This window comes from Vibrio sp. LQ2 (assembly GCF_023920125.1).
GTDB lineage: Bacteria > Pseudomonadota > Gammaproteobacteria > Enterobacterales > Vibrionaceae > Vibrio > Vibrio fluvialis.
Genome location: NZ_CP085308.1, coordinates 1,933,036 through 1,948,816, shown reverse-complemented (window position 1 = coordinate 1,948,816; position 15,781 = coordinate 1,933,036). Strand labels below are relative to the sequence as shown.

Sequence of the window (15,781 nt, the reverse complement as noted above, 5' to 3'; positions counted from 1 at the left end):
GTAATCATCCTTCCTATTGCTTGAGCTAAACCTGATTGACTTTGCTGCTCTCTCTGTACTTTTCACTGTTGTTATTCGACGTGGGCTGCGTGATTGGGTTGGGTTAACCAGCCACATCAATATTATTTAGAGTTATGAGCGCTGTATTTTTTATACATGTGCGGTTATATGAATAAAAGTGGCATTACTTCATGTTCAACATGAAAATAATTAATGATTGGTTTTTGGACGGTGTTCGCACAGGACGGAATAGAGGGTGAAGCGCAAAATGGCGGCCTAACATATCTGCTATCCAGCGCAATCATACTTTAGTGAAAGGCAGCACAAGCTCAACGTTCTACAGGTAAAAATCACGCTATAGTTTAGGCGCTACTCTGCTGTTTCAACGCTGGCCCGGCTGTCGGCAATACGGAGCTGCAGGGATAAAAAATCACAATAATAATGACTAGGACGAAGTATGCTATCCGCTCAACAACGTATTGGCTTGAGCCTCACTGCCTGCGCTATTTTGGCAGTGGCAGGCGGCCTCTGGCTTGGTATTGAAAGTGCCGCACTGATTATTCTCACCACTGCTGTCGTGCTGCTATTGCAGCGCGCCGGGCAAACCGCTGTGTCTTCGCACTCACTCATGAAAGAGGCAGACGCTGTGGCGCCGTTGATTGCCGCCGAACTCAACAATAACGCCGTCAGCGCGGCCAATGTGTCCTACGCAATTGATGTGGTGAAAGCGCAAACCTCGCGCCAAGTCTCCTCCATTCACACCATTGCTGACACCTCGAATGCGATTACCGAAACGCTTGCCGTGACGGCCACCAGCGTGCAATCTGCGCTGGAAGCCACTCAGACTATGCGCGATACCAGCGAGGAAGGCCGCGGCGAGCTGGAATCGGCCATTGCAGGCATGCAACAGATTAGTGCGCAAACAGCCACGTCTGTAGCTCAAATCCAGACGCTGGATCAGCAAGTCCACCGCATCAAAACCGTCGCCGAAGTGATTGAAAATATTGCGGCGCAAACGAATCTACTGGCGCTCAATGCCGCCATTGAAGCGGCGCGCGCAGGCGAAAGTGGCCGTGGGTTTGCGGTGGTGGCGGATGAAGTTCGCAGCCTTGCCGAACGCACTTCGCGCAGCACCGATGAAGTATCCGGCATTGTGCAACAAATTTTTGATGAGACGCAGGAAGTGACGGCCACCATCACCGCGCTGTCCGATAAGGTCGAACAGGGTGTGACTCGGGTTGAAAGCGTCAATCAGCGGCTGCACAGCATCGCCCACCAATCGCAGGAAGTGGAGTCACAAATGAGCGGCATCAGTCAGGATGTGATTGCCAACGAACACAGCCTACGCCAGATTGCTGAATCTATTGAACATATTCAGCGCGAATTGTCCGACAGCGACAACGAGCTGTCTGATTTACAAAGCGAAGCTGAACAATTGATGCAGATTGCGGAACACAGTAATGCGGTGTTGGTGGAACATTTTGAAGAGAGCATTCACCGTCCGTTTTACGATTTAGCCGCCGGACTGGCGAAGGCGGTAGGCGAGCGTTTTGAAGCCGATATCGCATCGGGCAAGATCGCCGAACAGGCTCTGTTTGATCGTCAGCACAAGCCTATTGCCAATACCTCGCCAGCCAAGTATCACACCGCGTTTGATCAATATTGCGATGCCGTATTGCCTGAACTGCAAGAGCCGATCATCAAACAGCGCCGCGAAATGGTGTACGCGATCGCCACCGACGATCACGGTTACGTACCGACCCACAATAATCAGTTCTGTCAGGCTTTGACGGGCGATCCCAAAGTGGACATGGCCAGAAACCGCACCAAACGGATTTTTGGTGACCGCGTCGGTCTGCGCTGCGGCAAGCATACTCACACCATGTTGCTGCAGACTTATAAACGCGATACAGGCGAAGTGATGCATGACATTTCTGTGCCTGTAATGGTTAACGGACGACATTGGGGCGGCATGCGCCTTGGTTACTATCCGCCGCAATGATCCGCTCTGACTACTGGTCTGCGACGTGCCATCACGCGTCGCAGGCCATTCGCCTCACCAAACCGCTTTATCTTCTTATCCCTTCGATTCCGTGACATTCACGTGCCACACTGACGATTCATGCAATCTAACTGTGACGTTTTGAGTAATTTCCTCAATTGATAGTGTCTTTTATGTCATTTAGACTCGCGCAATGGACATGCTCATCATCTTCAAACTTTACCTGCTTTCCGGTCTGGCTTTTTTCGCCGCCTCCTTTGCCATATTCTCGCGAAACCTCAAAAACAGCAGCATTCGAATCGCCAAAGTCCTGCCGATTTTTGCGCTGTTTGGCCTTGTCCACGCTTTTCACATTTGGACCGAACTCTACTTCGATCTCTACCAACACGAATTCATTCTGACCCGCGGCATCGACGCGTTTCGCGTGTTCAAACTGGGGCTGTCGTTTTTACCACTTGCCTATTTCGCCTGGCGAATGCTACCGCTGAGCATGTGGCCGCAGCAGCATATCGCATTGATTAAAAAGGCGATCATCCTGCTGTTGTTTCTTCTTGTGGCCAGCATTTACTGGCTCTACACCCACTACTCGTTCCCCGTGTTTATCCATTACGCCAGCAACCATATTCGCTGGGTATTCGGCTTAGGGTTCAGTACGTTGGCAGGCCTGGCGACATACAGTTACGCCGACCGCGTTGAGTTTGAAGGCTTTGGTTCGTCACGCGCATTCAAACTGCTGGGCATTGCGCTGATTGGCTATGCGTTCAGCGCAGGTTTTCTGACCGACGATGCCGCGCAGCGGGTGCAAGTGATTCGTCTGCTGTGTGCTTACGGTATTCTGCTCAGCCTGTGGAATGCGATGCGCGTGTTTGACCGTGAACACGACCAACAATTGCAATCGGCACTGCAACTCTCCTTGCAAGACGCCAAACTCCGCGAATTGGGTGAACTGACTTCCGCCATCGCTCACGAAATCAAAACGCCCATCAGCAGTGCGATGATGAGCTGCGATTTACTGGAAAATCAGCTCTCGCACGACAGCAATCACAAGCGCCAAATCGACCGTATTCGTTACGGCCTGAGCCGCGCCGCGGAAATCAGCCAGGAAGTCCTTAACTACGCACACCACAAGCCAATTGACCGCCAACCAGTAATGCTGGCGGAAGTGATTGATCAGGCGTTATCACTCAATCATTACCGCTTGGAAGGTTTTGACTTGCTGGTGAATGTCGATCGCCAACTGAAGATTTTTGGCGATGCAGGGTTACTGGAAGAGGTGTTCAGTAATCTTATCGGCAACAGCGTCGATGCCAGTCAGACTCACAAATCACTGCGTATTCAGGGGTTTCAGAATAAGCTCAACGCCATTCTGACTTTTACGGATTGCGGTGGTGGCATGCCAGAATCTCTGCTTTCCAAAGCGACTCAGCCCTTTTTTACCACCAAGCCCAAAGGGGAAGGCACGGGGATGGGGCTGGCGCTGTGCAAACAAATCATTACGCAACACAACGGCGAACTGTTACTTTATAACCACGATAATGGACTCACAGTCGAAGTTCGCATCCCGAGGAAAATGCAATGACGTTACAACTGTTACTCGCAGAAGACGATCCGCAGCTTCGCGAAGTGCTCATCGAAGCGCTGACTTTAGAATCTTTCGCGGTCACCGCCTGTGACAACGCGGAAGACGCTCTCGACATCGCCGCCAAGCAGCCGTTTGACCTGGCCCTATTCGATGTCGTGATGGGCGGAATGACGGGCATTGATGCCCTGACGACTCTGCGTCGCCTGCAACCGAACATCGGCATCATCATCACAACCGCATTTGCGACGGTGGATATTGCCGTCGATGCGATGAAGAAAGGCGCCGATGAATTTCTCACTAAGCCATTTAATCTCGCGGCTTTATCAGTCACTCTAAAGCGCGTCCACGCAGAGCACGCACCAAAAGCGGATATTGCCGAAAGCGAGCATGATCAGATCTTCAGTGCCCTGTCGAATCCGATTCGTCGCACGGTGGTTAAACAGCTCAAGCTGCACCGCAAAGTGAAGTTCATGGATTTGTGCCGTATGGTCGGAATTGAAGACCACACCAAATTCAATTTCCATCTGCGCCAACTGGTCAACAGTGGCTTGGTATCGAAAGAAGAAGGCCGGGTGTATTCGCTGACCGCACAAGGCATGCAGATCTACGCCAGCCTGCTGAAATAACCCATCCCGCTGATTGAGTGGTTCGGTGTCCCGAGCACCGAACACTTGAATCGCCACCGAGTCAGTGACCACGCGTGAGACAAGCGTTCAACACGGATTGTTGGTTAACGTTAAACCTATGCAAATCCTGCCCGTTACATCGAATGAGGCGTTGGTGCGACATCCACAAGTGTTAACGACACCAGCAAACGCCAGATAACACAGAGCCACGCGGCTCACTTCGAGGTGTAGAAGCGCAGCGGCGTGGCTTTTCGGTTATTTGCTTTTCGGCGCTTGGCGTTTCACCTTACCCTGAAACTGTTTAATACTGCTCTTATTGTTGGTGCGACGGTTGGCCTTTTTATCACGTGGTGCGCGTTTACTCTCACCTGTTGACGGTTTGTCCGTCACAGGAAAGCCTGCCAAATCTTGCACTGGTAATGCACGTTGAGTGAGGTGACGAATCGCGTTCAGTGCGTCCATTTCACCATGACAGACCAACGACATCGCCACACCTTGCTCGCCTGCGCGGGCGGTGCGCCCCACTCGGTGAACGTATGTTTCGGCATGCATGGGCAGTTCAAAGTTGATCACGACCGGCAGCTGTTCAATGTGAATGCCGCGCGCTAACAGATCCGTGGCGATCAGTACGTTGACCTGACCTGATTTAAACTGAGCCAGCGCTTCTTCTCGCTCATCTTGACTCTTATTACCATGCAGCGCAGTGGTTGACACACCCGCTTTATTGAGCTTCTTCGCTAAGCCATCGGCGTTCTCTTTCGCACCGATAAAGACCAACACCTGCGTCCAAGCATTTTGTTGGACAAGTTCAATCAACGCTTTGGTTTTACTGCCTTTATTGACTAAAAACAGCGTTTCAGTGATGTCTTGATTGGTGCTGTTTTCTTGATGCGCAGCCACCTGTTTGGGTGAGCGCATCAACTGCTTCGCTTTTTCCTTCAACGCATCAGAGAAGGTCGCTGAGAACATTGCCGTTTGGCGCTGATTGGCGGTTTGCATCGCGATGTTTTGTACATCCGGCCAAAAGCCCATGTCTAGCAAACGGTCGGCTTCATCCAATACGAGGGTATGAATATGGCTCAAATCCAAGCCGTTATTCGCCAGATCAACCAAACGACCGGTCGTCGCGACAAGAATATGAGGATTTGTCGCGAGCGCCTGCTGCTGTTGCGCTTTATCAACGCCGCCACACAAACACACCGCGTTGATTTCAAGCGCTTGACCAACTTGGTTGATCGCTTCACTCACTTGGATTGCCAGCTCACGCGTTGGCACAAGAATCAGCGCTTTTTGCTGAGGATTTGCGGTGAGTTTGTCTAACAACGGCAAAGCATAAGCGAGCGTTTTGCCGCTGCCGGTATTCGCCAATGCCAACACGTCTTTGCCAGCTAATAACTCTGGAATAACTAACGCTTGAATATCGGTCGGCTTCTTGACGTCTTTTGGCAGTGCGTGAATTAGCTCAGAACTCAATGAGAGAGTAGAAAATGGCATTAGCGGAACCTTGTGCTTTGGGTTGAAGAGGCAATAGAAACAATAAAAAGCGGGAAAACGCAGGCGCGGACTCTACCACAATCTACGGGGTGAACCATCCTATTTTAGGCGCTGAAAGCAAGCAGCGCCGAAATGCTGCGCTTTCAAGTAGGTTTACATTGTAAATGGTTCCTTGGTGTAAAAAGCGCACTTCAAGGCCATCTCTAAGCCGCGAACGTCAAGCCATGTGCGCAAGCCGTTGATTTTTTGAAGTGCAATGCGTCGCATTTTATGCACCGTGTTGTCGTTGCTATCAAAGTTTCAGTCGCCTAAATTACAATCTATTTGACTCATTTCCAGTCATCACGCACGTTAATCGATGTCAAACCACATGGAACTTAGGAATGGAACACCACACGTTACTGCTGTTTACAATCGCCTGTCTGTCGATCAATTTGATCCCAGGCCCCGATGTGATTTATATCGTCTCTAACACCATGAAAGGGAAAATGGCCGCGGGTATGAAAGCCGCGCTCGGGCTCGGTGTGGGTTATGTGGTTCACACGTTGGCTGCGTGTTTGGGCTTGTCGGCGCTGATTCTCAGCTCAGCAATGGCGTTTACTGTCGTCAAATGGCTTGGGGCGGCGTATCTGGTCTATCTCGGCATAAAATCTCTGTTGGCGATGTGGCGTGGCGGCAGCCAGCTCAGCCTCGACCATCAAGCAAAAGCGCCGCAAAATATCTTTATGCAAGGCGTTATTGTCAGCGTACTCAACCCGAAAGTAGCGCTGTTCTTTTTGTCCTTTCTTCCGCAATTTATCGACCTCTCAACAGGCTCTGCGAGCATGCAACTGTTTACTTTCGGCTTAGTCTTCAGTGTGCTGGCGACGCTGTGCAATGTGCTCTACGCCACGGCTGGCAGTTGGTTGCTGGGTAGCCCAAAAGCAAGCCGTTATTCACGAGCCCTGGAAGGCGTATCGGGCGTACTGCTGATTGGTCTGGCGGGCAAAATTGCCGTCAGCGACCGTTAAGCCAACCACTAAATCCGATACGAAACGAAAGGAAGTACGATGTACAAAGGTAAGATCACTGAATTGCTCGGCAGCGAACTGCCGATAATCCAAGCCCCGATGGCAGGTGTGCAAGACAGCGCGTTAGCCATCGCGGTGTGTGAAGCTGGTGGCTTAGGTTCACTGCCGTGCGGAATGTTAAGCGCGGACAAGATTGTTGCTGAAATCGAGGCGATTCAGGCTGCGACAGACAAACCGTTCAACCTCAATTTCTTCTGCCATGAGATGCCTGAGCAAGATGCGCGGCAGCAGCAAATCTGGCGCGATACCCTGCGCCCTTATTTTAACGAGCTCGGCAGCGAGCCTGAAAACCATAGCGGCGGCGCCAGCCGACTGCCATTTAGCCATGAAATGGCTGACGCGATTGAACACTACCAGCCACGCGTGATCAGTTTTCACTTTGGATTACCGAAACCGGACCTGTTAGCGCGAGTAAAATCCTGGGGGTGCGCGGTGCTCTCTTCAGCCACCACATTACAGGAAGCGCTATGGTTAGAAGCGCACGGTGCCGACGCAATCATTGCTCAGGGCGCGGAAGCGGGTGGACATCGGGGTATGTTCCTGACGAACGATGTGACCACGCAACTCGGTACATTCGCATTGGTACCACAAATCGCCCACAATGTGCGTGTTCCGGTGATTGCCGCGGGCGGTATCGCCGATAGCCGTGGCATTAAAGCCGCCATGACACTGGGCGCCGAAGCCGTACAACTGGGCACAGCCTATATGCTGTGTAGCGAAGCCAAAACCTCCCCCCTGCACCGCAGCGCCATTTCGGGCGCTTGCGCCAAGCACACCGCCTTAACCAATGTGTTTTCCGGACGACCAGCGCGCGGTATCGTTAACCGCGCCATGCGCGATCTGAACTATCTTTCTTCACTCGCACCGCAGTTTCCGTATGCGTCAGCCGAGATGTCCGCACTGCGCACGTTAGCCGAACAGCAAGGCCGTGACGATTTCACTCCGCTCTGGTGTGGGCAAAACACATCCGGCTGCGTGGCAATCTCCGCCGCCGAACTGACCTTGTTGCTGGCCACAGAAAGCGGCATGTTGCCGATTCGGTGACATCTCACCATGGGGCCTCCTCTCTGGTTCCATGGCTCTCGGTTACAATATTGATTGTGACGGTGTGTCATACTGTAACGTTATGTGTGCAATAAACTATTTTGTTGCCACCGTCATTCTTATCACAACAAATTGCATATTAAATATATGCACATGCTATCGTCTGCCACATTGCCAATCATTTGGCATTTTTCACATAAAACACAATAAATTCAGAGGAATGTATGCAATTTAATCAGTGGCTAGTGTCAGCAATTACAATTGTGGGTTTGAGTTCAAACGTAGTAGCGCAAACAGAAGAAATTGAGAGTTCTAAAGAGAAGTCCCAAGGCAGTGTTTACCTCGGTGCTGGGCTGTCTTTCTATAACAATACCGAATTGGAATATAAGGGGTCGTCCGTTGACGAGTCAGCTGATTTCGGAGACTTTGGTTACAACTTATTGGCGGGTTACGAGTTTAACACTCACAAGGTAGTAAAACTGGGGGTTGAATTGGAGTACCGTCACTTTGGAGAGGTCAATTACGCAGGCCAACTTGATGTTAAAGGGGATGCATTTTTCATCAATGCCAGACCGAAATTTATTGTGTCTTACGATTACGCAGATTTATACGTTTCATTAATTGCCGGTTTAGGGACTGTTGATATTGACGCCACAGCAACACAATACGGGATCTCCGCATCCAAATCGGAAGCGGCTTTCCAGTATGGTGCGGAATTTGGCATATTGCTAAACGACCACATTGATTTGCATCTCGGTTACCGCGTAGCTCTTGTCGATATCGAAGATACTGATATTGCATTAAATAGCGGTTATGCCGGTATTCGTTATCACTTCTAATAGTTAACCAAACGCACGGCATGCACATGAAAACAAAAAGGCACGTCACTAGAACGTGCCTTTTTCATTGGCTTTGCAGTGAAAGTTAACGGCGGGCTTGCATGGCCAGTTCTACCGCGCGCAGCTGTGCTAGCGCTTTGGTCAGCTCAATCTGCGCCTGCGCGAAACTGAAATCGTCACCGTGGTGGCGAATGTTCTCTTCCGCGGCTTTGCGTGCCGCTTCTGCGCGAGCCCGGTCGATATCTTTACTGTGCAGCGCGGTATCGGCCAGTACAGTGACGATATCCGGTTGCACTTCCACCAACCCGCCAGAGACATAGAGGATCTCCTCTGGCTTATGCAAGTCACCAACAATACGCGCCACACCCGGTTTGATCTTGCTGATCAGCGGAGAGTGGCCCGGGCGAATCCCGAGTTCACCATCTGCGCCAGCGATGGCCAGGCCATGCGCGGGGCCAGAATACAAGGTGCCTTCAGCACTCACTACGTTGAGTTGAAACGTGTTTTGTGTAACAGCTATCGCCATGTTGCCTCCTGCCAATTACAGCGTTTTGGCTTTTTCAAGCACTTCGTCGATGGTACCGCAGTACAGGAATGCCTGTTCCGGAATGTCATCGTACTGACCATTCAGCAGCGCTTTGAAGCCTGAAATGGTGTCTTTCAGCGGAACGAACACGCCTTTCTGACCGGTAAACACTTCAGCAACGTGGTAAGGCTGAGTCAGGAAACGCTCCACTTTACGGGCGCGTGAAACCAGACGTTTGTCATCTTCCGACAGCTCATCCATCCCCAGAATCGCGATGATGTCTTTCAGCTCTTTGTAGCGTTGCAGAGTCATCTGCACGCGCTGCGCCACATCGTAGTGCTCCTGACCGACGATTTGTGGATCCAACTGACGCGAAGTGGAGTCCAGTGGGTCAATCGCAGGATACAGGCCGAGTGCAGCAATGTTACGAGACAGAACTACCGTCGCATCCAAGTGCGCGAAGGTGGTCGCTGGCGATGGGTCGGTCAAATCATCCGCAGGTACATATACCGCCTGGATTGAGGTGATCGAGCCATTTTTGGTTGACGTGATACGCTCTTGCAGCACGCCCATCTCTTCAGCCAATGTTGGCTGGTAACCTACCGCTGAAGGCATACGGCCCAGCAGCGCCGATACTTCGGTGCCCGCCAGTGTGTAACGGTAGATGTTATCGACGAACAGCAGCACGTCACGGCCTTCGTCACGGAAACGCTCCGCGATGGTCAAGCCAGTCAGCGCCACGCGCAGACGGTTACCCGGTGGCTCATTCATCTGGCCATACACCATCGCCACTTTGTCCAGTACGCCAGCGTCTTTCATCTCGTAGTAGAAGTCGTTACCTTCACGGGTACGTTCCCCTACCCCGGTAAACACGGACAAGCCGGAGTGCGCTTTAGCGATGTTGTTAATAAGTTCCATCATGTTGACGGTTTTACCGACACCCGCACCACCGAACAGACCGATTTTGCCGCCTTTTGCGAACGGACAAATCAGGTCAATGACTTTGATGCCGGTTTCCAGCAGCGCGGTGCTGTTGGCCTGCTCTTCGTAGCTTGGCGCCGGACGGTGAATCTCGTATTGCTGCTCTTCACCAATCGGACCACATTCGTCGATCGGCTCGCCCAGCACGTTCATGATACGGCCAAGGGTTTTCTCACCCACAGGCACGGTGATCGGGCCACCGGTGGTTTCACACTGAATGCCACGTTTCAGGCCATCCGATGACCCCATAGCGATACAACGTACGATACCGCCACCCATTTGTTGCTGTACTTCCAGCATCAGTGACGAGTTGTTGCCGCCGATGACTTTCAGCGCGTCGTAGACTTTCGGCCCTTGGTTTTGCTCGAATTCCACATCAACAACCGCGCCAATCACTTTGACGATTTTGCCAATACTCATAATAAAAACCTCAAATTTCTCTCTAAACCGCCTGGGCGCCTGCAACGATTTCGCTCAGCTCTTGGGTAATCGCAGCCTGACGTGCTTTGTTGTACACCAGTTGCAGGTTCTCAATCAGTTGGCCCGCGTTATCGGTCGCAGCTTTCATCGCCACCATTCGCGCAGCCTGCTCACAGGCGATAGTCTCAACCACACCCTGATACACCAGTGATTCCACGTAACGGTGAATCAGATGGTTGAGGATGTCCTGAGGTGACTGTTCGTAGATGTAGTCCCAGCGACTGTTCTGATCACGCTCGATATCCTCTTTCGGAAACGGCAGCAGTTGCAGTACGCGGGGCTTTTGCACCATGGTGTTCACAAATTGGTTGAACACCATATACAGACGATCGATCTTGCCTTCGGAGTAATGCTCCATCATGGCGTTCACGGTGCCCAGCATCTCTTCCAGTTTTGGCTTGTCGCCCAGACCCGAAGTCTGCGCAATGGATTTCCCCATCGATTGGAAAAAGCCAATCGCTTTTGAACCAATCAGTGTGGTATCCACTTCCACGCCTTTGGCGCGCCAATCCTGCATCTCCGTCAACACCTGCTTAAACAGGTTGGAGTTCAAACCGCCGCACAAGCCGCGGTCTGAAGAGATGATGATGTACGCCACACGTTTGATTTCCCGCTCTTGCAGGAACGGATGACTGTACTCCAGCGTGCCAGATGACACGTGGCCGATCACTTTGCGCATGTTGATAGCATAAGGACGCGATGCTTCCATGTTGTCCTGTACCTTGCGCATTTTGCTCGCGGCCACCATCTGCATCGCACTGGTGATCTTCTGGGTATTCTGAACACTGGCAATCTTGGTGCGGATCTCTTTCGTATTTGCCATAAAGGCCTCCTACTGAGTGATGCAATGCCCTTATTGCAGTGCCATGAACGCTTCCATCAGCGCAAACAACTGGCTTTCGATTTCGCCGTTGTAATCGCCGGTCGCGTTGATGGTTTGCAGCAGTTCTGCCGCGTTTGCACGCGCGTATGCCAGCAAATCGTCTTCAAATTTGGCGATGTCATGCAGCTCAATGTTGCTCAGGAACCCTTTCTCGGCAGAGAAAATCACCACCGCTTGCTCGGCCACACTCATCGGTGAGTACTGTTTCTGCTTCATCAGCTCCGTCACTTTCTCACCGTGGTCAAGCTGACGACGCGTAGTCTCATCCAAATCGGAAGAAAACTGAGCAAACGCCGCCAGTTCACGATACTGCGCCAGTGCAGTACGAATACCACCAGACAGTTTCTTGATGACTTTGGTTTGCGCTGCACCACCGACACGAGAGACCGAGATACCCGGGTCAACCGCCGGGCGCAGGCCCGAGTTGAACAGTTGGGTTTGCAGGAAGATCTGACCGTCGGTAATCGAAATCACGTTGGTCGGAACGAACGCTGACACGTCACCCGCCTGGGTTTCGATGATTGGCAGCGCCGTCAATGAACCGGTTTTGCCTTTCACTTCACCGTTGGTGGCACGTTCCACGTACGCTTCGTTCACGCGCGCTGCACGTTCCAGCAGACGGGAGTGGAGGTAGAACACGTCGCCCGGGAATGCTTCACGGCCTGGTGGGCGTTTGAGCAGCAGGGAGATTTGACGATACGCTACCGCTTGTTTAGATAAGTCATCGTAAACGATCAGTGCATCTTCACCGCGGTCACGGAAGTATTCACCCATGGTACAACCGGCGTAAGGTGCCAGGTATTGGAGCGCCGCCGCTTCAGAAGCAGAGGCCACCACGATGATGGTGTTGTCCAGTGCGTTGTGCTCGTCGAGTTTACGAACCACGTTGGCAATGGTTGACGCTTTTTGGCCAATTGCCACGTAGATACATTTCACACCCAGAGATTTCTGGTTGATGATGGCGTCAATGGCCATCGCGGTTTTACCCGTTTGACGGTCACCGATGATCAGCTCACGCTGACCACGACCGATTGGCACCATAGAATCCACGGCTTTGTAGCCAGTTTGAATCGGTTGGTCGACCGATTTACGGTCGATAACACCCGGTGCAATCACTTCGACGGGTTCCATTCGATCGAACGTGATCGCGCCTTTACCGTCGATAGGTTGACCGAGCGTGTTCACCACGCGACCCAGCAGGCCGTTACCTACTGGCACTTCCAGAATGCGGCCGGTGCCTTTCACTTTCATGCCTTCGCACAGGTCCGCGTAAGGGCCCATGACCACCGCGCCGACCGAGTGACGCTCCAGGTTAAGCGCCAGTGCAAAGCGGTTATCCGGCAGTTCCAGCATCTCACCTTGCATCACGTCAGACAGGCCGTGAATGGTGATGATACCGTCGCTGACAGAGACAATAGAACCTTCGTTACGTGCTTCGCTTTCAAGGTCGAAGTTGACGATACGCTGTCTGATTAATTCACTGATTTCGTTTGAATTTAATTGCATTTCTTTACCCCATTACACATGTAGGTTGGTCGAGAGGCGGCCGATATTCGCGATGACGCTGCCATCAAACACGGTTTGGCCGGCTTTAATCACCACACCACCTACCAGGGATGGATCCAGTTGTTGTTCCAGCGTGATGGTTTTGCCAAAGCGCTGCGTTAATGCTTGAGTAAGCTGCAATGCTTGCTCATCATCCAGCGGCTCGGAGGTACACACTGTCACATTCATGGTTTGTTGGAATTCCGCCATATACTCGCGGAACTGGCTCAGGACTTCGCTCAACGCCTTTAACCGACGATTCTCGGCCATCACTTTCAGAAAGTTCTGAAAGTACTGGCTCATAAACTCACCGCCCACTTGCAGCATCATCTCCAGCAGCGGCTGTTCAGAGCTCTCTTCGTCCAGCTCATTGAGCATCAGAACGGTGTTGGGTTGAGTCAGAATCATCTCGGCGATGGTCAGCGTTTGCTGCCATTCGTCCAGTGCGTCGATCTCTTTGGCGAAATCAAACGCTGCTTTGGCGTAAGGTTGAGCGACGACAGTTAAGTCAGACATGCGTCCTCCTACATTTCACTGATGAATCGGTTCACAAGATCGCGATTCGCAGTGCTGTCGAGATTACGGCTGATCAGCTTGCTGGCGCTTTCGATCACCAGGTCGGCCATTTCCGCTTTCAGTTCCTGACGCAGGCGGTTACGTTCGTTATCGATTTCCGCCTTGCCCTCCGCAATGATGCGGTCTTTTTCTTGTCTGGCGAGTTCCACCGCTTCAGCAACCAATTGGTCCTGACGCTGCTGACCTTGCGCAATGATGGCCTGCGCTTTCTCGCGCGCTTCGGCAATCACGGTGGCACCGTTGGCTTTCGCCAGCTCAAGTTCCTTCACGGCTTTCTCTTTCTGAGCCAGACCTTCAGCAATTTCGGCGCGGCGCTCATCCAGCAGTTTGACGAGTGGTGGCCAGACGTATTTCATGCACAGCCACGCGAAGATCACGAACGAGATCGCCTGGCCGAGCATAGTGGCATTGATATTCATAGCACCCTCACATTCATAACGTGTTTTTGACGATTAATTTCGAATTACGCTACGGCGAAGATGATGTACAAACCGATACCCACACCAATCATTGGTACCGCATCCACAAGACCCATCATGATGAAGAACTGGGTACGAAGCATTGGGGTCAAATCAGGTTGACGCGCGACACCTTCCAGATATTTACCTGCCAGGTTACCGATACCTGCGGCTGCACCCGCGGCACCTAAACCAATCAATAGTGCACCGGCTACATACAGAACTGCGCTAACGATATCCATAACAACTCCTAGAATTGAATCAACAAGTTAAAATTAAATAAATTTGAGAAATAAATTAGTGGTGTTCTTCTACAGCCATGCCTAAATAAACCACGGTCAAAACCATGAATATGAAAGCCTGAAGAACAACGATTAAAATATGGAATAATGCCCATGGAACACTTAATGCCCACTGCATCCACCACGGCATTAATGCGATCAGGATAAATATCATTTCACCTGCGTACATGTTGCCGAATAATCGCAAACCTAATGAAATAGGTTTTGAAATTAACGTTACCAGTTCTAACACAAAATTAACTGGATATAACAAAGGATGAGAAAAAGGTTGCGTAGTTAACTCTTTAATAAACCCTTTAATTCCTTTGTTTTTTAACGTATAGAAAATCACTAAAGCAAATACACCGAGTGCCATAGACATCGTAATATTCACGTCTGCAGACGGTAGATCTCTAAAGTGACCAATCCCCAACATTCGAGTGATAGCTGGAATAAAATCAATCGGTAATAAGTCGATTGCGTTCATCAGCAATACCCAAACAAATATCGTCAGAGCCAGCGGGCCAATCAACTTGTCTTTGGCCAGAAAAATCTCGCTGACAATGTTTTCGACGAATTCAAAAATCAATTCGATAAAACATTGGAAACGACCTGGTACTCCTTTGGTTCCTTTGCTGACTGCAAAACGGAACGCCAGAATGAAGGCAATTCCCAGAACCCAAACCATGATCATGGAATCGATATTGATGCCTGACCAACCCTCGCCAGAGGTAAGAAAGGTCAGGTGGTGCTCAATGTATTCATGAGCCGATTGAACCTTCTCCATCTATGCTTTCCTTTCGGCCTTGTCCTTAAACATCGGCGTGAAGAAATGCCCGAGCATTGTCACACTGAATGCAATCAAGACCACTATGTTGCGCAGAGCCATGAATCGAAAGGTCAATACAAACATCAGGATGGTGTATATCACTTTGATGTTGCGGCTTAAGTTCATTAAGTCGCGTAAACTCTCCGTGGGTTTGAACTTCGATTTAATGGACGCCAGTAACATCCCGATCAAGGACGGCACCACGGCGATAACGACACCGGTGAACGCAGACTCTGCGCTTAACGTTCCATATCGAAAATACTCGAATCCAATGAATAACAACCCTAAGACCGTCTGAGCACACAGTATCCTCTTGCCTGCCACCATAATGGCATTGCTGGTACTACTTGCTTCCATAAACCACCTTGTTAATTAAAATTACAATTTATTCTGATAATTAAAATTCACAAAAAGTCCTTATTAAGTTTAATTTAAAATATCCTGATAATTAAATTTCACAGAATTAAATTCAGATTGATAATTATATTTCACAGAATAAGAATAACTCGGGATAAACAACCTTTCCCTCGAGTCCAAAAAAATATACACCCATAATTCGAACGGT

The 15,781-nt window shown here is 50.8% G+C and carries 16 protein-coding genes; 6 read left to right on the top strand and 10 right to left on the bottom strand.

From position 1 onward, the window contains the following. Positions 1-457 precede the first annotated feature (457 nt). The 3 genes from LGV68_RS09140 (at position 458) to LGV68_RS09130 (ending at position 4,210) form a co-directional block, all read left to right on the top strand. Positions 458-2,002, top strand: coding sequence for a methyl-accepting chemotaxis protein (locus tag LGV68_RS09140; RefSeq protein WP_289781614.1), 1,545 nt, complete (start codon positions 458-460; stop codon positions 2,000-2,002). A gap of 193 nt (positions 2,003-2,195) precedes the next feature. Continuing rightward, positions 2,196-3,581: a HAMP domain-containing sensor histidine kinase gene (locus LGV68_RS09135; RefSeq protein WP_222728212.1), complete on the top strand. Its 1,386-nt coding sequence runs from the start codon at positions 2,196-2,198 to the stop codon at positions 3,579-3,581. Beyond that, positions 3,578-4,210 carry a response regulator gene (locus LGV68_RS09130; protein WP_024374452.1) on the top strand — a complete coding sequence of 211 codons (633 nt, stop codon included), beginning with the start codon at positions 3,578-3,580 and terminating at the stop codon, positions 4,208-4,210. The genes LGV68_RS09135 and LGV68_RS09130 overlap by 4 nt, the downstream gene beginning before the upstream one ends. A gap of 255 nt (positions 4,211-4,465) precedes the next feature. On the opposite strand, the gene LGV68_RS09125 is transcribed toward LGV68_RS09130, so the two are convergent. After that, entirely contained in the window at positions 4,466-5,704 is a 1,239-nt protein-coding gene (locus tag LGV68_RS09125) for a DEAD/DEAH box helicase (protein WP_252536585.1), read from the bottom strand. 383 nt (positions 5,705-6,087) lie between these two features. Here LGV68_RS09125 and LGV68_RS09120 point away from each other — a divergent pair, with 383 nt between their 5' ends. From LGV68_RS09120 to LGV68_RS09110, 3 genes are all read left to right on the top strand, one after another. Continuing rightward, positions 6,088-6,714, top strand: a complete 627-nt coding sequence (locus LGV68_RS09120; protein ID WP_020430345.1) for a LysE family translocator — start codon at positions 6,088-6,090, stop codon at positions 6,712-6,714. Positions 6,715-6,753: 39 nt separating this feature from the next. Further along, complete coding sequence (locus LGV68_RS09115; protein ID WP_252536583.1) at positions 6,754-7,818, top strand: nitronate monooxygenase; 1,065 nt, start codon at positions 6,754-6,756, stop codon at positions 7,816-7,818. Positions 7,819-8,042: 224 nt separating this feature from the next. Then, a complete protein-coding gene (locus LGV68_RS09110; RefSeq protein WP_020329069.1) occupies positions 8,043-8,657 on the top strand; it encodes a porin family protein in 615 nt (204 codons plus the stop codon). A gap of 85 nt (positions 8,658-8,742) precedes the next feature. On the opposite strand, the gene LGV68_RS09105 is transcribed toward LGV68_RS09110, so the two are convergent. The 9 genes from LGV68_RS09105 to LGV68_RS09065 are packed head-to-tail and all read right to left on the bottom strand — an operon-like array spanning position 8,743 to position 15,573. Further along, positions 8,743-9,183 (bottom strand): F0F1 ATP synthase subunit epsilon, encoded by a 441-nt coding sequence (locus LGV68_RS09105; RefSeq protein ID WP_020329068.1) that lies wholly within the window; start codon positions 9,181-9,183, stop codon positions 8,743-8,745. Between the two features lie 15 nt (positions 9,184-9,198). After that, a complete protein-coding gene (gene atpD, locus LGV68_RS09100) occupies positions 9,199-10,584 on the bottom strand; it encodes a F0F1 ATP synthase subunit beta (RefSeq protein WP_020329067.1) in 1,386 nt (461 codons plus the stop codon). Positions 10,585-10,606: 22 nt separating this feature from the next. After that, positions 10,607-11,467 (bottom strand): F0F1 ATP synthase subunit gamma, encoded by an 861-nt coding sequence (gene atpG, locus LGV68_RS09095; RefSeq protein WP_020329066.1) that lies wholly within the window; start codon positions 11,465-11,467, stop codon positions 10,607-10,609. Positions 11,468-11,497: 30 nt separating this feature from the next. Next, positions 11,498-13,033: a F0F1 ATP synthase subunit alpha gene (atpA, locus tag LGV68_RS09090; protein ID WP_024374457.1), complete on the bottom strand. Its 1,536-nt coding sequence runs from the start codon at positions 13,031-13,033 to the stop codon at positions 11,498-11,500. A gap of 12 nt (positions 13,034-13,045) precedes the next feature. After that, entirely contained in the window at positions 13,046-13,588 is a 543-nt protein-coding gene (locus tag LGV68_RS09085; RefSeq protein WP_047460367.1) for a F0F1 ATP synthase subunit delta, read from the bottom strand. 8 nt (positions 13,589-13,596) lie between these two features. Next, the gene (locus tag LGV68_RS09080) at positions 13,597-14,067 is read right to left on the bottom strand and encodes a F0F1 ATP synthase subunit B (protein ID WP_020329063.1); all 471 of its coding nucleotides are present in this window, start codon (positions 14,065-14,067) and stop codon (positions 13,597-13,599) included. A 44-nt stretch (positions 14,068-14,111) separates the two neighbouring features. Then, positions 14,112-14,348, bottom strand: a complete 237-nt coding sequence (atpE, locus tag LGV68_RS09075) for a F0F1 ATP synthase subunit C (RefSeq protein ID WP_004727739.1) — start codon at positions 14,346-14,348, stop codon at positions 14,112-14,114. Positions 14,349-14,403: 55 nt separating this feature from the next. Beyond that, positions 14,404-15,174 carry a F0F1 ATP synthase subunit A gene (atpB, locus tag LGV68_RS09070; protein WP_020329061.1) on the bottom strand — a complete coding sequence of 257 codons (771 nt, stop codon included), beginning with the start codon at positions 15,172-15,174 and terminating at the stop codon, positions 14,404-14,406. Then, positions 15,175-15,573, bottom strand: a complete 399-nt coding sequence (locus LGV68_RS09065; protein WP_024374459.1) for an ATP synthase subunit I — start codon at positions 15,571-15,573, stop codon at positions 15,175-15,177. Between the last annotated feature and the right edge of the window lie 208 nt (positions 15,574-15,781).